The 21,806-nt window shown below is 57.1% G+C and carries 19 protein-coding genes; 5 read left to right on the top strand and 14 right to left on the bottom strand.

Features of this window, described 5'->3' with window-relative positions; genetic code table 11:
• Positions 1-5 precede the first annotated feature (5 nt).
• The 4 genes from sspA to zapE form a co-directional block, all read right to left on the bottom strand.
• Positions 6-647, bottom strand: coding sequence for a stringent starvation protein SspA (gene sspA / locus EBL_RS01750; protein WP_002442072.1), 642 nt, complete (start codon positions 645-647; stop codon positions 6-8).
• A gap of 317 nt (positions 648-964) precedes the next feature.
• Positions 965-1,357 (bottom strand): 30S ribosomal protein S9, encoded by a 393-nt coding sequence (rpsI, locus tag EBL_RS01745; RefSeq protein WP_000829818.1) that lies wholly within the window; start codon positions 1,355-1,357, stop codon positions 965-967.
• Between the two features lie 14 nt (positions 1,358-1,371).
• Positions 1,372-1,800, bottom strand: a complete 429-nt coding sequence (gene rplM / locus EBL_RS01740; RefSeq protein WP_002442074.1) for a 50S ribosomal protein L13 — start codon at positions 1,798-1,800, stop codon at positions 1,372-1,374.
• A 248-nt stretch (positions 1,801-2,048) separates the two neighbouring features.
• Positions 2,049-3,179 carry a cell division protein ZapE gene (gene zapE / locus EBL_RS01735; RefSeq protein ID WP_002442076.1) on the bottom strand — a complete coding sequence of 377 codons (1,131 nt, stop codon included), beginning with the start codon at positions 3,177-3,179 and terminating at the stop codon, positions 2,049-2,051.
• Positions 3,180-3,384: 205 nt separating this feature from the next.
• Between zapE and zapG the strand changes: the two genes are divergently transcribed.
• The 3 genes from zapG to degS all read left to right on the top strand — a co-directional run bounded on the left by zapG (position 3,385) and on the right by degS (position 6,514).
• On the top strand, positions 3,385-3,786 hold the full coding sequence (gene zapG / locus EBL_RS01730) for a Z-ring associated protein ZapG (protein WP_002442078.1): 402 nt from the start codon (positions 3,385-3,387) through the stop codon (positions 3,784-3,786).
• 218 nt (positions 3,787-4,004) lie between these two features.
• On the top strand, positions 4,005-5,372 hold the full coding sequence (gene degQ / locus EBL_RS01725) for a serine endoprotease DegQ (protein ID WP_002442079.1): 1,368 nt from the start codon (positions 4,005-4,007) through the stop codon (positions 5,370-5,372).
• A gap of 80 nt (positions 5,373-5,452) precedes the next feature.
• Positions 5,453-6,514, top strand: a complete 1,062-nt coding sequence (gene degS / locus EBL_RS01720) for an outer membrane-stress sensor serine endopeptidase DegS (protein WP_002442082.1) — start codon at positions 5,453-5,455, stop codon at positions 6,512-6,514.
• Between the two features lie 63 nt (positions 6,515-6,577).
• Here degS and mdh read toward each other — a convergent pair whose 3' ends face one another.
• Positions 6,578-7,516 carry a malate dehydrogenase gene (mdh, locus tag EBL_RS01715; protein ID WP_002442084.1) on the bottom strand — a complete coding sequence of 313 codons (939 nt, stop codon included), beginning with the start codon at positions 7,514-7,516 and terminating at the stop codon, positions 6,578-6,580.
• 424 nt (positions 7,517-7,940) lie between these two features.
• On the opposite strand from mdh, the gene argR reads away from it, so the two are divergent.
• Positions 7,941-8,411, top strand: a complete 471-nt coding sequence (gene argR, locus EBL_RS01710; RefSeq protein WP_002442086.1) for a transcriptional regulator ArgR — start codon at positions 7,941-7,943, stop codon at positions 8,409-8,411.
• A gap of 12 nt (positions 8,412-8,423) precedes the next feature.
• Here argR and aaeB read toward each other — a convergent pair whose 3' ends face one another.
• Genes aaeB through aaeX form a run of 3 tightly spaced genes read right to left on the bottom strand, consistent with a single transcriptional unit; the run spans position 8,424 to position 11,537 of the window.
• On the bottom strand, positions 8,424-10,388 hold the full coding sequence (gene aaeB / locus EBL_RS01705; protein WP_002442088.1) for a p-hydroxybenzoic acid efflux pump subunit AaeB: 1,965 nt from the start codon (positions 10,386-10,388) through the stop codon (positions 8,424-8,426).
• 5 nt (positions 10,389-10,393) lie between these two features.
• The gene (gene aaeA, locus EBL_RS01700; RefSeq protein WP_014715743.1) at positions 10,394-11,326 is read right to left on the bottom strand and encodes a p-hydroxybenzoic acid efflux pump subunit AaeA; all 933 of its coding nucleotides are present in this window, start codon (positions 11,324-11,326) and stop codon (positions 10,394-10,396) included.
• A 7-nt stretch (positions 11,327-11,333) separates the two neighbouring features.
• Entirely contained in the window at positions 11,334-11,537 is a 204-nt protein-coding gene (aaeX, locus tag EBL_RS01695; protein WP_002442092.1) for a p-hydroxybenzoic acid efflux pump operon protein AaeX, read from the bottom strand.
• Positions 11,538-11,776: 239 nt separating this feature from the next.
• On the opposite strand from aaeX, the gene aaeR reads away from it, so the two are divergent.
• On the top strand, positions 11,777-12,724 hold the full coding sequence (aaeR, locus tag EBL_RS01690; protein WP_002442095.1) for an HTH-type transcriptional activator AaeR: 948 nt from the start codon (positions 11,777-11,779) through the stop codon (positions 12,722-12,724).
• Between the two features lie 16 nt (positions 12,725-12,740).
• On the opposite strand, the gene tldD is transcribed toward aaeR, so the two are convergent.
• From tldD to mreC, 6 genes are all read right to left on the bottom strand, one after another.
• Entirely contained in the window at positions 12,741-14,189 is a 1,449-nt protein-coding gene (gene tldD, locus EBL_RS01685) for a metalloprotease TldD (protein WP_002442097.1), read from the bottom strand.
• Positions 14,190-14,335: 146 nt separating this feature from the next.
• Positions 14,336-18,130: an AsmA2 domain-containing protein YhdP gene (gene yhdP, locus EBL_RS01680; protein WP_002442098.1), complete on the bottom strand. Its 3,795-nt coding sequence runs from the start codon at positions 18,128-18,130 to the stop codon at positions 14,336-14,338.
• A gap of 58 nt (positions 18,131-18,188) precedes the next feature.
• On the bottom strand, positions 18,189-19,658 hold the full coding sequence (gene rng, locus EBL_RS01675; RefSeq protein ID WP_002442100.1) for a ribonuclease G: 1,470 nt from the start codon (positions 19,656-19,658) through the stop codon (positions 18,189-18,191).
• Positions 19,655-20,242, bottom strand: coding sequence for a Maf family protein (locus EBL_RS01670; protein ID WP_002442102.1), 588 nt, complete (start codon positions 20,240-20,242; stop codon positions 19,655-19,657). Before EBL_RS01670 ends, rng begins: the two co-directional genes overlap by 4 nt.
• Positions 20,243-20,253: 11 nt before the next feature.
• Positions 20,254-20,742, bottom strand: coding sequence for a rod shape-determining protein MreD (gene mreD / locus EBL_RS01665; RefSeq protein ID WP_002442103.1), 489 nt, complete (start codon positions 20,740-20,742; stop codon positions 20,254-20,256).
• Complete coding sequence (gene mreC, locus EBL_RS01660; RefSeq protein WP_002442105.1) at positions 20,742-21,782, bottom strand: rod shape-determining protein MreC; 1,041 nt, start codon at positions 21,780-21,782, stop codon at positions 20,742-20,744. The genes mreD and mreC overlap by 1 nt, the downstream gene beginning before the upstream one ends.
• Positions 21,783-21,806: the final 24 nt, after the last annotated feature.

The raw sequence follows: 21,806 nt of genomic DNA, 5'->3' as shown, positions 1-21,806 counted from the left end.
TACGCTTAACCCCGACCGTGCAGACGCATTTCCCGCTCGGCTTCCGTCAGGGAGGCCAGGAAAGAATCACGTTCAAATACGCGGGTCATATAGCCTTTCAGCTCTTTGGAGCCCGCACCGCTCAGCTCGATCCCCAGCAGCGGCAAACGCCACAGCAGCGGAGCCAGGCAGCAGTCTACCAGGCTGAACTCGTCACTCAGGAAATAGGGTTTCTGGGTGAAGACAGGGGCGATTTCCAGCAAACCTTCACGCAGATGTTTGCGGGCGGTTTCCGCTTCCTGGGCAGAGCCGGTGTTGATGATGTTCATCAGGCTGTACCAGTCTTTTTCGATCCGCTGCATGTACAGGCGGCTTTCACCGCGGGCAACCGGGTATACCGGCATCAGCGGCGGATGCGGGAAGCGCTCATCAAGGTATTCCATGATGATACGGGACTCCCACAGGGTCAGCTCGCGATCCACCAGGGTCGGCACGCTCTGGCTCGGGTTCAGATCGATAAGATCCTGCGGCGGGTTACCAGCCTCCACATGCTCAATTTCAAAGCTGACACCCTTTTCAGCCAGGACAATGCGCACCTGATGGCTATAAATATCAGTAGGACCAGAAAACAGCGTCATTACCGAACGTTTGTTGGCAGCGACAGCCATGAAAACCTCCAGGTATTATTCAGTGTATTACTTCAGCCAGACCGTGCCCGCAGGCCGTCTGACAAAACAAACCTTGCCAGTAGCAATCACCCCGCCCTTTACAGGCGGCGAAAACATAAACGGATACTGGCATTTGGGCACAAAATTGGAGGACAGTTTACCAGATTTTAACGACCATGTGGTGAAGTGATTGTTATTCACCATAAAAACGCCGTTAAATCATCATATTATGGCCGGTTCGTTTTTTCAGGTATAAAAAAACCCGGTACATGACCGGGTTTTTGCGCCAAAAGCAATCTGCCAGGGGCAGAAAACAATTAACGTTTGGAGAACTGCGGACGACGACGTGCTTTGCGCAGACCCACTTTCTTACGTTCAACCTGACGAGCGTCACGAGTAACGAAGCCAGCTTTACGCAGTTCAGAACGCAGGGATTCGTCGTACTCCATCAGAGCGCGGGTGATACCGTGACGGATCGCACCAGCCTGACCAGAGATACCACCACCTTTAACAGTGATGTACAGATCCAGTTTTTCAACCATGTCGACCAGTTCCAGCGGCTGACGAACTACCATGCGGGCAGTTTCGCGACCGAAGTACTGTTCCAGAGAACGCTGGTTGATAACGATTTTGCCGTTGCCCGGTTTGATAAACACACGAGCAGCGGAACTTTTGCGGCGACCAGTGCCGTAATATTGATTTTCAGCCATTGCCATAATCCCGATTAGATGTCCAGAACTTGCGGTTGCTGTGCCGCGTGGTTGTGCTCGTTGCCAGCGTAAACTTTCAGTTTACGGGCCATAGCACGACCCAGCGGGCCCTTCGGCAGCATGCCTTTAACCGCGATTTCAATCACACGCTCAGGACGGCGGGCAATCATCTCTTCAAAGGTCGCTTGTTTGATACCACCGATGTGACCAGTGTGGTGATAGTACACTTTGTCAGAACGTTTGTTGCCGGTTACAGCAACTTTTTCTGCGTTCAGAACGATGATGTAATCACCAGTATCTACGTGCGGAGTGTATTCCGCTTTATGCTTACCGCGCAGGCGACGAGCCAGTTCGGTAGCCAGACGGCCCAGAGTTTTACCGGTCGCGTCAACAACATACCAGTCACGCTGTACGGTTTCTGGTTTAGCTGTAAAAGTTTTCATTATAAAGCTTACCCAAATAATTAGTTACACGTTGGTGAACACCCAAACGCCTAAAATCTGTTGAGGTTCACACGACATTGTCCAGTAAACCTACCCCTTCGGATACGTTTCACCGGCACTCGAAAGTTTCGGGAAAAAAACTTTGTTGTAACGTGGGGTCGCAGGATTATAGGGAAACAGGGGTCAAAGATCGACCCCTTTTTCCATTTGATTGCCGGTTTTTGTGGATTATTCTCCCCGGCGGCGGGTTACGGGCGGTGTTCCAGCTTCAGGTACTCTTCGCTTTGCATCTCCTGCAGGCGCGACAGACAGCGCTGGAATTCAAATTTCAGCCGCTCCCCCTGATAAATCTCATATAAAGGCACCGCAGCTGAGACTATCAGCTTCACATGGCGCTCATAGAACTCATCCACCAGGGCGATAAACCGCCGGGCTTCACTCTCCATCCGGGTATCCATCACCTGCACACTGGTCAGAAAGACCGTATGGAACTGGCGCGACAGGGCAATATAGTCATGCTGGCTGCGGGCATCCATACACAGGGTGGCAAAATCCACCGCCAGCGTCTGGTTTACCGTTCCCAGTACCGGCATCGGGCGGTGGTTCACCTCCAGCACAGACTCCCCTTCCGGCGGTTTCCCGGCCAGCGCCCGGTACAACTGGTGCATCTGCTCCCGGGTCTCTTCGCTAAGCGGCGACAGCCACAGATGGGCCTGGGTCAGGGTGCGCAGGCGGTAGTCGATACCGGCGTCGACATTCATAATGTCGCAGTGGGCTTTAATCGCCTCAATGGCGGGCAGAAAGCGGGCGCGCTGCAGACCATTACGGTACAGCTCATCCGGCGGAATATTCGAGGTGGCCACCAGGGTTATGCCCCGGTCAAACAGCGCCTTCATCAGCCCGCCCAGCAGCATGGCATCGGTAATGTCGGAGACAAAAAACTCATCAAAGCAGATAACATCCGCCTGGGCTTTAAAATCATCCGCCACGATATTCAGCGGGTCACTGTGCCCCTGGAGTCGCCCGAGCTCTTCATGCACCCGCAGCATAAAGCGGTGAAAGTGCAGGCGCAGTTTTCGCTCGCCGGGCAGGCTCTGATAAAACATATCCATCAGCCAGGTTTTCCCCCGGCCAACGCCCCCCCACATATAGAGCCCGCGGACAGGCGCAGGCGCGGGCTCAGGGCTGCGTTTGCCGAACAACCGGCCAAAGGTGGATTTCACTTTACTGGCGGTCGCGGGTGCGGCGGGAGAGGTGCTGGTTAACTCCTGCCAGATGATGTTCAGGCGGCTGACCGCCTCACGCTGAACGTCATCCGGTTTGTAGTTGCCCTCATCAAGGGCTTGTTGGTATCGCGATGTCGGAGAAAGGGTGTGCATGGTGTTATTCTTATTCCTCGGCACTCTGCCATAACGGAGTGCCCGGTTGACTAAAAAAAGGCCGCTCTACACTAAGCGATAGTGCGTCAGGATTCCACTTCTGTGAGATTAACGGTTATAGTGCTGGTATCGCGCGATGGCACGGAGCTAACAGAAAGGCCTCGCAGTCACCCCCTACGGACACACAAGACAACGGGAGAAGTTCATGACCTGGGAATATGCGCTTATTGGGTTAGTGGTCGGTATCATTATCGGTGCCGTTGCCATGCGGTTCGGGAACCGCAAATTACGCCAGCAGCAGGCCTTACAGTATGAGCTGGAAAAGAACAAAAAGGAGCTGGAGCAGTATCGTGAAGAGCTGGTCAGCCACTTTGCCCGTAGCGCCGAACTGCTGGACACCATGGCGACAGACTACCGCCAGCTGTATCAGCATATGGTGAAAAGCTCGAACAATTTACTGCCGGAAATGACTGCCGAGACCAACCCGTTCCGTAATCGTCTGGGCGAGTCCGAAGCCAGCAATGACCAGGCGCCAGTACAAATGCCGCGCGACTATTCTGAAGGGGCATCCGGCCTGCTGCGCAGCGACCGGCCAACCCACAACTGATTATCAAATTTCTCGCTTTTTTCAAAGGGGCGCACCAATTGGCGCCCCTTTTTCATTAAACAGGCACTATTCTGGAAAGTGTCTGTCTCAGTACCCATATATCAGGATAAGACAACGATCCATCTTGTTAACAAGTCATTGTTAAATCGTTGAGAATTAAATAATATCAGGATGTTTTGGGTCTTTTTCCTTTACGATGGTGATGAGAGCCTGTTGCAATGAATAAATCCCCTTTGCTGTTAACTGCATTAGCGTTAAGTATTGGATTAACCCTCTCTACCCCGCGCCCGGCAGCGGCAGCAATCCCGTCGGCCGTGCCCGGACAGGGGGCATTACCCAGCCTGGCACCGGTTCTGGATAAAGTCCTGCCTGCGGTGGTCAGTGTGCAGGTTCAGGGGGCGGCCACCGTCACCCCGGATGCCCCCGGCGGCCAGCCTGCCCTCCCCGGTATGCCCCGCGGCCCTCAGCAATTTGAAGGGCTCGGCTCCGGTGTGATTATCGATGCGGCCAAAGGATACGTGCTGACCAATAACCACGTGATCAGCCAGGCGAACAAAATCAGCGTACAGCTCAATGACGGTCGCGAATTCGACGCCAGACTCATCGGCGGCGATGAGCAAAGCGATATCGCCCTGCTTCAGTTGCAAAACCCGCAACGCCTCACCCAGATCAAAGTGGCCGATTCCGATAGCCTGCGGGTGGGGGATTTTGCCATTGCGGTGGGCAACCCCTATGGCCTGGGGCAGACGGCCACATCGGGGATTATTTCCGCCCTCGGGCGCAGCGGCCTGAACCTTGAAGGGCTGGAGAACTTTATCCAGACCGACGCTTCCATTAACCGCGGTAACTCTGGCGGCGCGCTCCTGAACCTGAACGGCGAGCTGATCGGGATCAACACCGCTATCCTCGCACCGGGTGGTGGTGGCGGCAGTATCGGTATTGGTTTTGCTATCCCGGCCAATATGGCGCTGACGCTGGCAAAACAGCTGATCCAGTTTGGCGAGGTGCGCCGTGGCCTGCTCGGGATCCGCGGCACGGAGATGAGCGCCGATATCGCCAAAGCCTTTAATCTGAATGCCCAGCGCGGGGCGTTTGTCAGTGAAGTGCTGCCCGGCTCCGGCTCTGCTAAAGCGGGCATCAGAGCGGGCGATGTGATTGTCAGCATGAACGGTAAGCCCCTGTCCAGCTTTGCGGAGTTACGCACCCGTATCGCCACCACAGAGCCCGGCAGCAGCGTGAAGCTCGGGCTGCTGCGTAACGGCAAGCCCATGGAGGTGACGGTAACCCTCGATAAGAGCAGCGCCGCAACCGCCAGTGCCGATATTATCTCCCCGGCGCTCCAGGGGGCGACCCTGGGCGATGGCAAACTGAAAGACGGCTCACCGGGTATCCGCATTGATGCCATCGACAAGGACACCCCGGCCGCACAGTCTGGCCTGAAACAGGGCGATATTATCGTCGCCGTTAACCGTTACCGGGTGCGGACCATTGCCGATATGCGCAAATTGCTGGCAAACAAACCGGCAATTCTTGCACTGCGCGTTGTACGCGGCGATGATGTGCTGTATCTGCTGCTGCAACAGTAAAACCCCGGCGCGGGCACCGGATAACGGCGCCCGCGATTGCTATAAGATGTTGCCGTTTCTCACGCAGGCATCCTGGAATTATGATATTTAAACTTCTTCGCCCGGTTATATTTGGCCTGATTATCGCCGCCCTGCTGCTGGCACTGGTGCCGTCATTACGCCAGAACATTGAGATCACCTCACCACGTTACGACAGCGCGGATGAAACGCCCGTCAGCTATAACTCGGCCGTGCGGCGCGCGGCACCTGCGGTGGTCAATATTTACACCCGCGGGCTCAACGTTAACGTACCGGCCCAGAACCGGCTGACCCTCGGCTCCGGGGTGATTATGGATAACCGGGGCTATATCGTAACGAATAAGCACGTCATCAACGATGCCGAGCAAATTATTGTCGCCCTCCAGGATGGCCGGTTCTTCGAAGCGCTGTTAGTGGGCTCCGACAGTCTGACCGATATCGCCGTGCTGAAGATTAACGCCACCAGCCTGCCCACTATTCCGATTAACCCGCACCGCACCCCCCACGTGGGCGACGTGGTGATGGCGATTGGTAACCCTTATAACCTCGGGCAGACCATCACCCAGGGGATCATCAGCGCCACCGGGCGGGTCGGCCTGAACCCCTCCGGGCGTCAGAACTTCCTCCAGACCGATGCCTCCATCAACCACGGTAACTCCGGTGGTGCGCTGGTGAACACCCTGGGGGAACTGGTGGGGATCAATACCCTCTCTTTTGATAAAAGCGCCGACGGCGAAACCCCGGAAGGGATTGGTTTTGCCATCCCCACCCGCCTTGCGACCAAAATTATGGATAAACTTATCCGCGATGGCCGGGTGATCCGCGGTTATATCGGCATCAGCGGGCGGGATAACATGCCGCTGCACGGGCCGGGCACCGGCCTGGACCAGTTGCAGGGGATTATTGTTAATGAAGTGGCGCCGGACGGCCCGGCCGCACTGGCGGGTATGCAGGTGAAAGATATTATTGTGGCGGTGAACCATAAACCGGCCATCTCAGTGCTGGAGACCATGGACCAGGTGGCGGAGATACGCCCGGGCTCCGTGATCCCGATGGATATTATCCGCGATGGTCACAAGCTGACGCTGAATATCACCATCCAGGAGTACCCCTCCTCAAACTGACCGCCCCACAACGAAAAAACCGGAAGCCTGGCTTCCGGTTTTTTTATGCTCCAGTGCGGACTGTCAGCGGTTTACAAACTCCTCACCCAGCACAATATCTTTATTCAGCGTCTCCAGCAGGCCATCCAGCGCCTGCTGTTCAAACGGGCTGAGCGGGCCGACAGGCTGGCGCTGCGCGATGCCATTTTTACCCAGCAGCAGTGGCTGGGCGAAAAAGCGGGTATATTCGCCGTCGCCTTCCACGTAGGCGCACTCCACCACGCCCTGCTCACCCAGCAGCGCCCGCGTCAGGGCCAGCCCGAAACGCGCCGCCGCCAGCCCCATAGACAGGGTAGCAGAGCCGCCACCGGCTTTGGCTTCCACCACTTCGGTCCCGGCATTCTGGATGCGCTTCGTCAGGAAGGCCACTTCCTCGTCAGTGAAGCTCACGCCGGGGATCTGCGACAGCAGCGGTAAAATCGTCACGCCTGAGTGGCCGCCTATCACCGGTGCGTTAATCTCATCAGGTTTTTTGCCTTTCAGCTCCGCCACAAAGGTACTGGTGCGAATAACATCCAGGGCGGTAACCCCAAACAGCTTATTCCGGTCATAGACGCCGGCCTTTTTCAGCACTTCAGCGGCAATCGGCACCGTGGTGTTAACCGGGTTAGTGATAATGGCAATGCAGGCGTGTGGGCAGGTTTGCGCAATCTGCTCAACCAGGTTCTTCACGATACCGGCATTCACGTTAAACAGGTCCGAGCGGTCCATTCCGGGCTTACGGGCAACGCCTGCGGAAATCAGCACAATATCCGCCCCCTCCAGCGCAGGAGTAGCATCTTCACCTGAAAACCCGCTAATCCTGACATTGGTGGGAATATGGCTCAGATCCACGGCTACGCCCGGGGTCACTGGTGCAATATCATAAAGAGAAAGCTCGGAACCTGAAGGCAGCTGGATCTTGAGTAGTAGGGCGAGCGCCTGACCGATACCACCGGCCGCGCCGAGGACTGCAACTTTCATCCTGAACTCCTTATAAAGGTAAGCAAATGAGTGCCGTTACTCCATGTGGAGGCGAACATAATCCAGAGATAAGGCAATTACAATCTTCCCGCCGTGAGAATGCGAACTTACGCAACTGGTTAGCGAAAACGTCGCCTTCCTGAGGATAACTCAACATATTTTACCGGCTCACTTTTTCATTTACGCGTACTGCAAATAACCGCATCTCTTTCACCTTAGTAAGCATTTACCAAACATGAAACCAACAAACAGTTTACTTTTTGGCGAAAATATGACCTGTTGCACAAAGATGTCATTATTAATGAGGTATTGGTAAAATGCGCCACCCGCCTTGCCCTTCCCGGGCCCCTGCTCAGATAAAATTTGAATAAAAATTCATTAAACTGCATAATAACAGCCGTTTTAGCCTAATTGATGGTGAGTTATGCGAGTTTCATCAAAACAAGACGACCTTATTAAGGCCTTCAAGTCATTACTGAAAGAAGAGAAGTTCAGCTCTCAGGGGGAGATTGTCCAGGCCCTGCAGGATCTGGGATTTGAAAACATTAACCAGTCTAAAGTCTCACGAATGCTGACCAAGTTTGGCGCCGTGCGCACCCGCAACGCCAAAATGGAAATGGTTTACTGCCTGCCGGTAGAGCTGGGCGTGCCGACCACATCCAGTCCCCTGAAAAACCTGGTGCTGGATATTGATTACAACCATGCGGTGGTCGTTATCCATACCAGCCCGGGAGCGGCCCAGCTTATCGCCCGTCTGCTGGACTCGCTGGGCAAGGCGGAGGGGATCCTCGGCACCATTGCCGGTGACGACACGATTTTCACCACCCCCGCCAGCAATTTCACTGTCAAAGCGCTTTATGAAGCGATCCTCACCCTGTTCGAGCAGGAGCTATAAGGCGGCCCCGGGTCAGTTATCGGTGAGCGCGTTCTGGTATTTATCGAGGATCTGCGTCAGCCGTTTAACCGAGGCAATCACCTGGGGTGGTGCCTCCCAGGTCTCCAGCTTCTCCTGATAGATCTCAAGCTCCCCCAGCAGGCGGGTAAAGTACCGCCGCCGTTTCACATCGCTGGTTGATGACGTAATAAGATTCGCCGTCTTACGCAGCTGGCGGTGGAACGCCGCCAGATCCTCATTCACCGGGATCTGCGCATCACGCAGGCGCTGGTGCGCAATAATCAGCAGCAGCGCCAGGCGGAATTTCGCCACATCCCCGGGGAATTTGTTCAGCAGTAAAAACAGCTGCTGATACAGGGCGGGTAAATGGTTTTCTTTGCGCCGGGCATGACGGGTGGTCATGGCGGAGACCGCCGCAGACATAAACTGGTTCAGCAGGTTGCGCCCGGTGCTGGCTTTAGAGTTATCGCGGATCAGCAGGATAACAATCATCGCAATAAAGCAGCCAATCATCTGGCCGATGGCCCCGTCCAGAAACATGCTGAAGTGAAAGGTCATCGGGTTGTCCAGCACCAGAATGTTGATGGTACAGGGCAGCGCAGCCAGTGAGCCCATACGCCGCTTTTGCACCTCAACCCCGACGAAGAACCCCAGCAACCCCAGCGACAGGCAGAGCAGCAGCATACTTTGCTGGGTATTCGGCAAGACGACAAGGAAGTAGAAACAGGCCAGCGGCAGCGCAATGATCGTCCCGACCACAAAGTCCACGGCCACCATGGCCGGGTTCGGTAAGCGCATCGCCAGGGAGGTGACCACCGCGATCATTATCATGGCAGCGCTACCGGACTGCCAGCCGGTCCACAGCCAGAATAGTGTCCCCAGCAGGCAGGAAATAGAGGTACGCCAGAAGTTGACCAGCGCCTGGTGGTGCTCCGCTGAGTCCGGTTTCACTTCCGGCTCCCTGGTTAACACCTCTTCTTCCACCGCGCTGATGCGCGCATTGGACACGACCCCGCGTTTAAGCAACAGATAGCGGGTGGCCGCCCCTACCCAGGCGTAGATCGTTTCCGGGGTATTCTGGCTACCGGTCCAGGTGATAATCCGCCGCATGCGTTTTAACTTCTGGTGCAGCTCCGCCACCGTCTCGACCGGCTCAGCAAACAGAGTGCGGAACTCTGCGGGGATCGCCTCCGGGCGGGTATTCTGGATAAGAAAAGTTTCGCAGGCCTGGGTTATCAGGGTCAGAGACAAGGTATTGATCGATTCCAGCCGCCGGACAGCGCGCCCCCAGCGCGAAGACTCAATCGCCAGGTTCCCGCGCATCCCCTCAAGCCCCTTGGTACGCCGGACCAGACCACTCCAGGACTTGTCCACTTCCGTGCGATCCCCGTGGGCAATACACAGCTGCATCAGCCGGTACTGATCCAGCAACAGCCCGTCCAGCTCTTTATCAATCTGTTTTTTAACCGAACGGGGGGAGAAAACCATATCCGCAAAAATCGCGCACAGGATCCCGATGACAATCTCACTACAGCGCTCAATGGTAATTTGCGGAGCCATCAGCGGCGTGGGCTGAATGGTGATGACCACCATCAGCGCAGTATACCCGGCCAGCCCCAGCGCGTAGGAGTTCTCCAGCCGTACCAGGGAAGAGGCCCAGGTACACAGCCCGGCCCAGAGACAGCACACCGCCAGCATCAGTGCCGGGGCGCGTATCAGGGAGATGACCATAATCAGGGCGGCAACACTGCCGATAAACGTCCCGATAATACGCAGCATTCCGCGGTAACGGATGGCCCCGGAGTAAGGCTCACCACCAGCGGCAAAGGCCGGGCCAGAGGCCACAAGACCGGCGGTCAGCACCGCCCAGCGCGGGGTTTCCAGCTCAAAATGAAACCCGACAAAAATCGCCAGCACCAGTGCCAGAGCCAGCTTCAGCGCAAAGCGCAAATGCAGGTGCGATATGTAATAAAACATGGTGATTAACCGAATTCACGCAGGCGATGCATAAACTTCACAAATGGCGAATCATGCTCGCCATCCCGGTCGTGCTCTCCGGTAACGACCACTGTGGCCGTAGTCCCTGCCGGGAACAGATTGCCCGGCTGCTCATCAAGGCGAATACGTACCGGCACACGCTGAGCCAGGCGCACCCACTCCAGATTCGAGTCAACGCTGGCCATCCCTTTACTGTCATCGGTACTGCTGGCGTTGGTAACCCCGGCGGAGATGCTGTCTACCGAGCCTTTCAGAACCTGGTTACTGCCCAGCGGCGTGATCTGCACCCGGTAGCCGGGCCGGACCCCTTCCAGCTTGGTTTCTTCCATATACGCCAGCACATAGAACGAATCTTTTTTCACCAGCGCAACAGACGTTGCGCCACGGGTAATAAACTCGCCCGCGTAGACATTCAGGTTGGTTATCCAGCCGTCAGCCGGGGCGCGGATAACGGTACGCACTAAATCCAGTTTTGCCAGATCCCGCGTGGCCCGGGCTTTGGTCAGCTGGTGTAATACGGTCTGTAAGACGTTGTTGGCCTGGTCGATATCCTCCTGGGACATGGCCTGAACGCCGAGGCGATTACGGCGGCTGGCTTCACGCCGTTTTTCATCGGCCAGGGTGCTGTAATAGGCCACATCGGCTTCCGCTTCGGCCAGGGCCTGCACATAGCGCGGCTGGTCAATGGTAAACAGGGTCTGGCCCTTTTTCACCAGCTGGTTGTCCCGCACATCTACGCTGGTGATCAGACCGGCAACATCCGGTGCAATGGCGACGACATCCGCACTGAAGCGCGCGTCGCGTGTCCAGGGTGACTCCGTATAAAAAACCCAGATACGAAAGATGGCGATGAAGGCCAGCACCACCATCAGCAGGGTGATTGCGGTGCGCAATATTTTTCTTGTTAGTGTGTTCACATCAACCTCAGACAAACAGGCGGCCAATTAGCCAGAACAGGCAGCAGTACAACGCGGTGTTGAACAATGCCGGGTGCCAGACAAAATCGTATATCCTTGTCGGCATTAATATCTTGCGCACCAGCCAGAACACGACCAGAGACAGTAGCAACTCAAAAAAAATCGGTGGAAAGGACAAGCCGAATACCACGATTACCGGAAATAGACTCATGATGTTCCTGGATAAATACCTGCAGGTGTTGCATATCGTCCCTGCCCCCGGACGGCCGGCGCTATGGGACGCATCCGATACAGACGAGTATAATTTATATTTCGTGGCCGCAGCCTGGAGGGCAAGAATTGCTCAGACAAAAGCACCGTGTCATATAAGACGGTAATAATATATTAACGTAACTGTTATCCTGATATCTATAATGTGTGATCTAAATCACTTTTAAGCCAGAGTGAACAATGGAACGTCTAAAACGCATGTCCGTCTTTGCCAAAGTGGTTGAACTTGGCTCATTTACCGCCGCAGCACGGCAGTTGCAGATGAGTGTCTCCTCTATCAGTCAGACCGTCTCAAAACTGGAAGATGAGCTCCAGGTTAAGCTACTTAACCGCAGTACGCGCAGTATCGGCCTTACCGAAGCGGGGAAAATCTACTATCAGGGCTGCCGGAGAATGCTCCATGAGGCCCAGGACGTTCACGAACAGCTCTATGCTTTTAACAATACCCCCATCGGCACCCTGAAAATTGGCTGCTCCTCCACTATGGCCCATAACGTGCTCGCGGGTATGACCGCCCGAATGCTCAAAGAGCACCCGGGGCTTGCGGTCAACCTGGTGACCGGCATTCCGGCCCCGGACCTGATTGCCGACGGCCTTGACCTGGTGATCCGCGTGGGGGCCCTGCGGGATTCAAGCCTGTTTTCACGCCATCTGGGATCGATGCCGATGGTGGTATGCGCCGCCCACAGTTACCTGTCTCAGTACGGTACGCCGGAAAAGCCCTCCGACATGGCGAACCACTCCTGGCTGGCTTACAGTGTCCGCCCGGATAACGAATTTGAGCTGGTCACCCCGGAAGGCACCCTCGCGCGGATAAGCCCCCAGGGGCGCTTTGAAACCAACGATCCGATGACCCTGGCCCGCTGGCTGCGCGCCGGTGCCGGTATCGCCTACGTGCCGTTAATGTGGGTCATTAATGAAATTCATAACGGTGAGCTGGAGATCCTGTTTCCCGGGTATCTGTCCAGCCCGCGACCGGTGTACGCCCTGTATACCGAGAAAGACAAACTCCCGCTCAAAGTTCAGGTGTGCATTAACTATCTGACCGAATATTTTCAGGATGTGGCGCGGCATTATCAGGAGGTGCGCGGGCAGCGCAGGGGAACGGGAATCAGCCGGGATGCGTGATCCCGGCCGTTAATACTCAGGCAGTCCCGCCCACGGTGAGGTTGTCCACTTTCAGTGTCGGCTGGCCGACCCCGACCGGTACGCTCTGCCCCTCTTTGCCGCAAACGCCTACGCCGCTGTCCAGGCGCAGATCGTTACCCACCATAGAGATCTGCTGCATGGTCTCTATCCCGGAGCCAATCAGGGTTGCACCTTTCACCGGCGTGGTGATTTTCCCTTTTTCAATCAGATACGCTTCAGAGGTCGAGAAGACAAACTTACCGGATGTAATATCAACCTGGCCGCCGCCAAAGTTCGGCGCATAGATCCCGTAATCCACCGACTCAATAATCTCCTGCGGGGTAGATTTACCGGCCAGCATATAGGTATTGGTCATGCGCGGCATCGGCAGGTGGGCATAAGATTCACGGCGACCGTTACCGGTCGGGCTCAGCCCCATTAACCGGGCATTCAGTTTATCCTGCATAAAACCTTTCAGAATGCCGTTCTCAATCAGCACGTTGTACTGCCCCGGTACCCCTTCGTCATCAATGGCCACCGAGCCACGGCGATCGGCTATTGTGCCGTCATCCACCACTGTACACAGCTCAGAGGCCACCAGCTGGCCCATCTGGCCGCTGAATACCGAGGTGCCGCGGCGGTTGAAATCCCCCTCCAGGCCATGGCCTACCGCTTCATGCAGTAATACGCCCGGCCACCCGGCCCCCAGGACCACAGGCAACATCCCTGCCGGTGCGGCAACGGCGGACAAATTCACCAGCGCCATGCGTACGGCCTCCCGGGCCCAGGTATCGACCCGGCTTTCACCGTCTTCCATGGGCTGCAGGAACCACTCATAACCAAAGCGACCACCGCCACCGCTGGTGCCGCGCTCCCGCTTGCCGTCCTGCTCTACCAGCACGCTGACCGACAGGCGCACCAGCGGGCGCACATCCGCCGCCAGCGTCCCGTCCGTTGCGGCCACCAGAATCAGCTCGTAGACCCCGCTCAGGCTGGCAGTCACTTCCTGCACCCGGGGATCCGCGCCGCGCGCCACACTGTCGATGCGTTTCAGGATGTCCAGTTTGGCTTCCCGGCCCATGCTCTGTAACGGATCCACCGCCGCATACAGCGGGCTGTGCGCCACTGCGCCCAGGGTACGGGTTTTACCGTCGCCCTGTTCGCGGACAATACTGCGGGCCGCATGGGCGCTCTGCTGCAGTGCCTGCAGGCTTATCTGATCGGCATAGGCAAACCCGGTTTTTTCCCCGTTTACGGCGCGGATCCCGACCCCCTGGTCGATATTGTAGGACCCGTCTTTAACGATACGGTCTTCCAGCACCCAGGATTCGTGATAACTCGACTGGAAATAGAGATCGCCGTAATCCAGACGGCGTTCAGATAATTGCCCAAGGATGGCAAACAGATCCTGATGATTAAGGCCATTCGCAGCCAGTAACTGCTCACTTACCAGGTTCAGACTCATCGTTTTGCTACTCTTCTGGTTACCGCCGCCATGGCGGTGAAATGGTTTCAGCCCCTGAGAAATACCGCCCGCGCCAGTCCAGCGACGGGCGGTATTTCCAGTGGGGATATCTATTGAGATTGCGGTAATTAATCGCCCGCGTCAAATTATTGCTTTGCGTCAACCCGCGGCTGGCGGAGCACTTCGTTAACCTGCGGCTTATCCATCGGCCCGCTGATCCGGTAGCGCAGCACCGAGATTTTATTCCAGATGGGGCCCAGCACTTTACTGGCCGCAAACACTGCCGCCCCGACAATCGGGTTAATCACAAATGCGGTGGCAACCCCGACGGTGGCGGAGATTTCCGGGGCAATAACGGCCTCCATATCCAGCCGACGATTGACCAGATCCGCCGTACCGCGCATGGCGATATCGGCCTCCAGCCCGTCCACCAGGGTGTCGTCCGTGTGCATCACCCCGTCTTTGATCCACGAGGTGCTGTGAATCGAGTCAAAATAGAAGCCGCTGCCAAAGGTGTCGCTGAAATCAAAGCGCAGCTTACGCAGCAGGGCATCAAAGCTCACCAGGCGCAGTAACTGCCCGGCACGCCCGGTGCCGATATCCGTGATGACCCCTTTGCCCATCCCCACTTTGAGGATCCCGTTTAGCGACGCCATCTGTGGCCGCCACGGTGCATCGCGCCAGTGCAGATCGTAATCCACCTTAAAAGAGGCGTCCTGAACCGGCATACTCTGGCCGAAGAAATCGGCCGCGGCGTTTGTCTTCTTCCCTTTGAGCTGCCCTTTCAGCGAGGTGCGCACCTCGCCAGACTTATTCACCCACTCGCCGCTGGCGGTCAGCCGGGCCACGCCGCTGTCAATAAGCCCGTTGCTGAGGGTCAGGCGCTGATTTTGCACCGCCAGATCCGCATCAATCCGGCCATATTTCTGGCCCCACAGCCAGCACTCTTTACAGCGCAGTTGCAGGGCAGGCCAGCGGGTGAAATCCACACTGTGGCTGTCCATGGCCGACACGCTGGCGCTCCCGGAAGCCGGTGTCGCCGGGGCCGGGTTAAAATAGAGGTACTTAATATCGGCCTGCCAGGGGCTGTGGTTATTCATCAACAGGCTGCCGTTAATTTCCCGCCCTTCGGCGCTCACCCGGGTGCCGGTTGGCAGCGGCTGGGAGATAAGGCTGATATTCTGCCACTGCTGGCCGCCCAGGGTCAGCCGGGGGGTACGCAGAGTGATACGCTCAGGAAAGACAGTGGTGGAGCTGACCTTGTCTGCGGCCCCCTGCTGGAACAGCGCCAGCCACTGGGCGCCGTCCAGCGCCGGGAGATTGAGCTCAATCTCACTGGCGGCGGGCAGCGGTGGGGTTGTCTTCGCATCAGAGGCCAGAATCGCCCTGTCGAGTGTCAGCTTGTTCTTCAGCAGCCAGCGGCTGTTTACCTGGCTATTGCCGGTGCTGGCGGTCAAATCAAAGTGGCGTAAATCCCCCGCCACCTTCACCCTCATGGGCTGGGGGCTCCCGGCGGCTTTGTCTGCCGGGGCAGGCAGCGTACTGGAGAGCGGTTTAAGATCCCCCGTCAGGTCGACGGTGTAGCCCGCCTCGCCTTTGTAGGGCAGCTCAATGGCCACTTTCCCCTGCCAGGGCACGCTTCCGCGCACTTTGTCTTCAATCTGGCGCGGCAGTACCCCCATCTTCGCGGGCTGCCAGTCGCCTTTCAGATCAACGCCCACACTGAAGGCCTTAGCCCCCTCTTTGGTATTAAACCCGATAGTCACCGGCTGGTTAAACCAGCTGGCCCGCAGTGGCTGGCTTTTCAGGTCGCCATTTGCAAAGCTGAATTGCCCGCTCAGCCCGTGGAGGGTGGTGTTCAGTGGCTGAATAAAGAGCTGGTTATTATGCAGCTTCACATCACCGGTCGCGCGGGTCATGGAGCCGTCAAACGGGATAGTCAGGTGCAGCCTGGCGTTAACGCCGCCGGTTAGCTGCAACTCCTGTAGCGTAGCCCCCAGCGAGTCGTGCAGCGGTGTTTGCTCAAAATAGGGGCCCACTGCCTCTCCGGGCCCGCTGATATCCGCATCAATCAGCAGTTGCTCTTTGCTGTAATCCGGGATGTTTGCCGTAAGGCCGGTGGCTTTTACCCCGCCAAGCATCACCGCGTCGGTTTTCATCCACAGGCCGTCGTTAACAAAATCCAGGTTAATATCAAAGTTCTGCAGATCCGGCCAGCCCGGCTGAAAGGCGTAGGTGGCGTTATGCAGCGGCACCCAGACCTGGAACTGGCCTTCATTATGCTTATAGGGGAAGAAATGCGGGTTGCCCCCATACACCAGGGTGGCATTATTCGTCTGGCCGCCTTTAATGGCACCACTGAGGTAGTCCACCAGCGGCTTGCCCATCAGGTTTTCCGGGAAGTAGCGCCAGGCGTTGCCGCCATCGCTGGTGGCGATCCCGGCAAGAATACTCAGCCACGGCTGGTCATTTTGTGGCTGGCTGTAACGGAAATCACCGGCAGCCCGCACGCCCGTGGCGCGCACGTCAATATTGTGGCCGTCCAGATACCAGCCATCGGCGTTGTTCTGCCAGCTGAGTGTTGCCTGGCCGTGTTGTATCTCCAGCGGTGCCCGGAACACCCCCTGATAGGGCATTTTCGCGTTGTTGACCAGGGCGGTTAACTGCCCGTCTTCCACACTGCCTGACAAGGTGCCGGAAAAATGCGCCACCCCGGGGACAAGTTGCCACTGCCGCCAGCCCACATTATGCCACTGCCCCTGAAAACGGGTCTTTGCCGTGTCCTGGAGCGGAATATCCACCGCCAGCAGGTCAATGTTCCCCGTGGGCTGCATGGTGCGCCAGACAGGGCCAATCTGATCAGAGAATTTCTCACCAAACGGCAGCAGCGGTGTCAGATTCTCAAGGTTCAGCCGGGTGGCGCGGATACGCAATTCATCGCTGTGTGCTGCTTTATCCGCGCTTTTCGCCGCCGCAGGCATCCAGGCCAGCGCCAGGCTGCCGTCTGACCAGGGGGTATTATCAATCCGGATCCTGGTAGAGGGGATGGTCACCTGCCAGCCCTCGCCCGTTTTGTTGATCTTCGCCATAAGATCATCCACCACCAGGCGGTGGGACTGGCTGTCGCCTTTCCAGCTGGCCCCGCCTTTACGCAGCCAGACATGGCCACCGGCAATATCGCCTTTGCTGATATCAACCCAGGTGGTCATACTGAAGCGGGCGGAATCCAGGGCGATTTTTTCCTGGGCCCATTTGTTCAGCCAGGGTTTCACATCCACATCGTCGGCCTGCATCCACAGGGTGCCGTGGTTGAGTACGCCGTCTTCATCGCGCAGATCCATACGCACCGAGACCAGCCCGTGCTGCCCGGTAAAGCTGGACAGGTTCACACTGCCCTGCGCCCGGTGGCGGTTATGGGTGTTAAGCCAGGTCAGCTGGGGGATAGCCAGCTCAGCGCGCTGGCCGGAAAGGGTCAGAAAACTCAGGGTGCTGTCGCGCAGATCAAAGTGATCGAACTGGCGCAAAAACAGATCGCGGATCCGGTCTGCCGGTAGCTCGCCGCCGTCACTGTTTTGGGAAATCGGGGTATTGGTGCGCACCTGGAGCTGGTAGAAGGTCAGATCCCGGAACTGCCAGCGCATATGCAGCAGGCTTTGCCAGACATCCAGCGCCAGGGTGACGCGCCGGACAGAAAGATGCCCCCCGTCTGCCATGGTGAGGCTGATATCGCGGGCATCCAGCGTCGGCCCGAAGCTGCGCCAGCGCGCATTCAGGGCACTGGCCTGTACCGCAAGGCCGGTACTGGCCTCGATCCGGGATAATAACGCCGGGCGCCAGCTATCCAGGTGCGGTAACAGCAGGCGAAAGCCGCTCACTGCCAGCGCCGCGGCAACCAGCAACGATGCGCCTGTGAGTAATAAAATCCCCGGCAGTCGCCTCACGAGTATCTCCTTGTTGGCCGCGTTCGCGGTCTGTAACGTCGTGCAATCTCCCGGGGAGTTACATCATGACCACATCAAACTGCTCCTGGTTATAGAGCGGTTCTATCTGTACTTTAACTTGCTTCCCAACAAAGATTTCCACCTCCGCCAGAGCATGGGACTCCTCACCCTTGAGCACTTCCGCCACCGCCTGGGAGGCATACACCAGGAAGCGGTCAGAATCATAGGCATGATGCACGCGCACAATTTCACGCATGATTTCATAGCATACGGTCTCCACCGTTTTAACGGTGCCGCGCCCGTGGCAGGTGGGGCATTCGCTGCACAGAACATGTTCAATGCTTTCCCGGGTGCGTTTGCGGGTCATCTCTACCAGCCCCAGTTGGGAAAAGCCGCTGATGCCGGTTTTTACCCGGTCTTTACTCAGCGCCTGCTCCAGCGAGTGCAGCACCCGCCGCCGGTGATCTTCATTACTCATGTCGATAAAATCGATGATGATAATCCCCCCCAGGTTGCGCAGCCGCAACTGGCGGGCGATGGCCTGGGTCGCCTCGATATTCGTATTGAAAATCGTGTCATCCAGATTACGGTGCCCGACAAACGCGCCAGTGTTGATATCAATTGTAGTCATTGCTTCGGTTTGATCGATGATCAGATAACCGCCGGACTTGAGCTCAACTTTACGCTCCAGGGCGCGCTGGATTTCATTTTCAACATCATAGAGATCAAAAATAGGCTGCCGGCCGCTGTAGTGCTCAAGTTTCCCGGTCATCTCAGGGATATATTCCCCGGTAAACTCCTGGAGCATTTCATAGGTCAGGCGTGAATCCACGCGAATGCGATCTAACGAGGTGTCGGCAAAATCGCGCAGTACGCGCTGGGCCAGTGCCAGCTCACCATACAGCTGGTAGCGGGTCTGGTGGCGTTTTTTACGCTCCATCACCTTCGTCCAGACGCGTTTCAGGTAGGCCGCATCAGAGGCCAGATCCTCTTCACACACCCCTTCGGCGGCGGTGCGGATAATAAAGCCACCCAGCTCGTCACAATACCCGGACACCACCGCTTTCAGGCGCTCGCGCTCGCTTTCGCTTTCGATACGCTGGGAAACCCCCACATGAGAAGCACCGGGCATAAAGACCAGATAGCGGGAAGGCAGCGTGATGTCGGTGGTCAGGCGCGCGCCTTTGGTGCCGAGGGGATCTTTAACCACCTGCACCATCAGATCCTGCCCCTGACGCACCAGCTCTGAAATATCCCGTACCGTGAAGTTTTTCTGCTCATCTCCGGCCACACACTCCGTATGGGGCATAATGTCGGAGGCGTGCAAAAACGCGGCTTTATCCAGGCCAATATCTACAAATGCCGCCTGCATTCCCGGAAGCACGCGGCTTACGCGACCTTTGTAGATATTGCCTACAATCCCGCGCCGGGCTTCACGCTCAATGTGAATCTCCTGCAGGATCCCGCCGTCAATATAGGCCACCCGGGTCTCTGACGGGGTAATGTTAACCAGTAGTTCCGCTGTCATGTTTCACTTCTCCTGTCCCGTAATGCGTCAAACTCTCTGAGCAGCTCCCGGGTTTCCACCAGCGGCAGACCGACCACCGCGTGATAACTCCCGTGAATTTCCCTGACAAAACAGCCACCGGCGCCCTGAATACCGTAAGCCCCGGCTTTATCCAGCGGTTCGCCGCTGGCAACGTAGTGCTGAATATCCTGTGCCGATAGCGGGCAAAAGGTTACCCGGGTGGTCACCAGGCAGCTAAGCACCCGCTGGCTATCCGCCACGGCAACGGCGGTCATCACCTGGTGGGTGCGCCCGGATAAACGCGCCAGCATCTGTGCGGCATGCTCCGGGCTGCGGGGTTTTTCCAGCACTTCACCATCCAGAATAACAATGGTATCCGCCCCGAGCACCGGTAAATCTCTGACCGCCAGCGCCACACCGGCCTGTGCTTTATCCCGGGCCAGGCGCTGGACATAGTGTTCAGGCGTTTCGTCTGCCCGGCGCTGCTCTTCAATACCGGGGACAATACGCTCGAACGCAATCCCCATCAGTGTCAGCAACTCCTGGCGACGCGGGGAGCCGGAAGCAAGATAAAGCATGGTCATCATCAGCCTTTTTACTGCACAGCAAACTGCTGGCGAACTTTACGCATGAGCAGAAATATCCACGGCCAGAGCACACCGTTGACTACACTACTCCAGAATACTTCCGGGCGGAAAGAGACGTTGATCACCAAAAACTCTGCCCAGAAAACAATAAGATCGGTCGCCAGTGAGAGCAATACCACCACCAGCGCCTGTTGCCAGAGGGCCAGGTTGCGGAACAGCTGGAATTTTAAGGCCACCAGGTAAGCAATAATGCTTAAAGACAGGGCGCGAACGCCCAGTGTTGAACCGCTGATAAGATCGAGCACCGCCCCCATAATAAACCCGGTTCCCACATTCACCCGGTGAGGCAACGCCAGGATCCAGTAGATCAGAATCAGCAGTACCCAGTCTGGCCGGTAGATTTTTATATCATCCGGCCAGGGCATAATTTGCAGCAGCAACGCCACCAGAAAAGAGAGCCAGATAACCCAGCGCCCCTGACTACGATAACTCGCCACTAGCGCCCTCCCTGGGCCGCAGGCGCGGCAGCAGGCTGGGTGTTCGCCGCAGACGGTGTACCTGCCGGGGCCGGAGCAGTGGCAGGTGCTGGCGTCGTGCCCGGTGCCGTTGGCCCCGCCGGGGCAGCCGGTGCCGGTAATACCTGCGGCATCATCTGCATCAGGCGCTCATTCGCCACCCGGTGAACCTCTTCCGGGGTCATGGGGTTGGCACCGTTACGATCCGCCCCCCACAGCAGCAACAGATAGCGCAGGCGCTGCAGGCCCGCGGTCGGGCGCGCCTGAATCACCGTGTAGGCGCGCTGAGTGTCGAGCTTCACCGAGGAGACCACAGCAACCGGGTAGCCTTCCGGGAAGCGCCCGCCGAGCCCGGAGGTCACCAGAACGTCACCGGCGCGGATATCGGTATTCGCCGGAAGGTGCTCCAGCTGCAAATCGTCTGTACACCCGTTACCGGCAGCAATCACGCGGATATCATTACGCAGCACCTGAATGGGCAGTGCGTGGGTTGCATCGCAGATCAGTAACACCCGGCTGGTCAGTTTCGCGACCGCGACCACCTGGCCGACGACGCCTTTATCGCTGATAACCGGCTGGCCTTCGTAAACACCGTTTACGCTGCCTTTATCAATAACCACCTGATCGCTATAGGGATCATTGACGGTGGAGATCACCTGAGTGACCATTTTCTGCTCATCCTGGCGCAGGGGGGAACCCAGCAGTTCGCGCAGGCGGGCATTCTCCTGTTTATACTGACCAAGCGTCAGTAATTCACTGTTTTTCAGGATCAGTTCCTGACGCAGAGCGCGGTTTTCCAGCTCTACCTGCTGGCGGGAGGCCAGGGTCTGTGAAATGTTATCCAGTAATTCCCGGGGACCATTTGATATGAAATAGAAAGGGCTGACGGCAGTATCCATATACGTTCGAATCTGGCTGAACGTACCGAGGCGGCTGTCGGCAATGATGACACCAAGCGCAACCAGCACCGCCAGAATAAGGCGAATCTGTAGCGACGGGCCACGGCTAAAAATGGGCTTCATAGGCTATGCGTGTTTCCGGGCCAG

This window comes from Shimwellia blattae DSM 4481 = NBRC 105725, from assembly GCF_000262305.1.
GTDB lineage: Bacteria > Pseudomonadota > Gammaproteobacteria > Enterobacterales > Enterobacteriaceae > Shimwellia > Shimwellia blattae.
This window is presented reverse-complemented; position numbering and strand designations above follow the sequence as displayed.

Bases quoted from the DNA above. Each gene is read 5' to 3' on its own strand.
- sspA (WP_002442072.1), bottom strand. From the start codon at position 647: ATGGCTGTCGCTGCCAACAAACGTTCGGTAATGACGCTGTTTTCTGGT.
- rpsI (WP_000829818.1), bottom strand. From the start codon at position 1,357: ATGGCTGAAAATCAATATTACGGCACTGGTCGCCGCAAAAGTTCCGCT.
- rplM (WP_002442074.1), bottom strand. From the start codon at position 1,800: ATGAAAACTTTTACAGCTAAACCAGAAACCGTACAGCGTGACTGGTAT.
- zapE (WP_002442076.1), bottom strand. From the start codon at position 3,179: ATGCACACCCTTTCTCCGACATCGCGATACCAACAAGCCCTTGATGAG.
- zapG (WP_002442078.1), top strand. From the start codon at position 3,385: ATGACCTGGGAATATGCGCTTATTGGGTTAGTGGTCGGTATCATTATC.
- degQ (WP_002442079.1), top strand. From the start codon at position 4,005: ATGAATAAATCCCCTTTGCTGTTAACTGCATTAGCGTTAAGTATTGGA.
- degS (WP_002442082.1), top strand. From the start codon at position 5,453: ATGATATTTAAACTTCTTCGCCCGGTTATATTTGGCCTGATTATCGCC.
- mdh (WP_002442084.1), bottom strand. From the start codon at position 7,516: ATGAAAGTTGCAGTCCTCGGCGCGGCCGGTGGTATCGGTCAGGCGCTC.
- argR (WP_002442086.1), top strand. From the start codon at position 7,941: ATGCGAGTTTCATCAAAACAAGACGACCTTATTAAGGCCTTCAAGTCA.
- aaeB (WP_002442088.1), bottom strand. From the start codon at position 10,388: ATGTTTTATTACATATCGCACCTGCATTTGCGCTTTGCGCTGAAGCTG.
- aaeX (WP_002442092.1), bottom strand. From the start codon at position 11,537: ATGAGTCTATTTCCGGTAATCGTGGTATTCGGCTTGTCCTTTCCACCG.
- aaeR (WP_002442095.1), top strand. From the start codon at position 11,777: ATGGAACGTCTAAAACGCATGTCCGTCTTTGCCAAAGTGGTTGAACTT.
- tldD (WP_002442097.1), bottom strand. From the start codon at position 14,189: ATGAGTCTGAACCTGGTAAGTGAGCAGTTACTGGCTGCGAATGGCCTT.
- rng (WP_002442100.1), bottom strand. From the start codon at position 19,658: ATGACAGCGGAACTACTGGTTAACATTACCCCGTCAGAGACCCGGGTG.
- EBL_RS01670 (WP_002442102.1), bottom strand. From the start codon at position 20,242: ATGACCATGCTTTATCTTGCTTCCGGCTCCCCGCGTCGCCAGGAGTTG.
- mreC (WP_002442105.1), bottom strand. From the start codon at position 21,782: ATGAAGCCCATTTTTAGCCGTGGCCCGTCGCTACAGATTCGCCTTATT.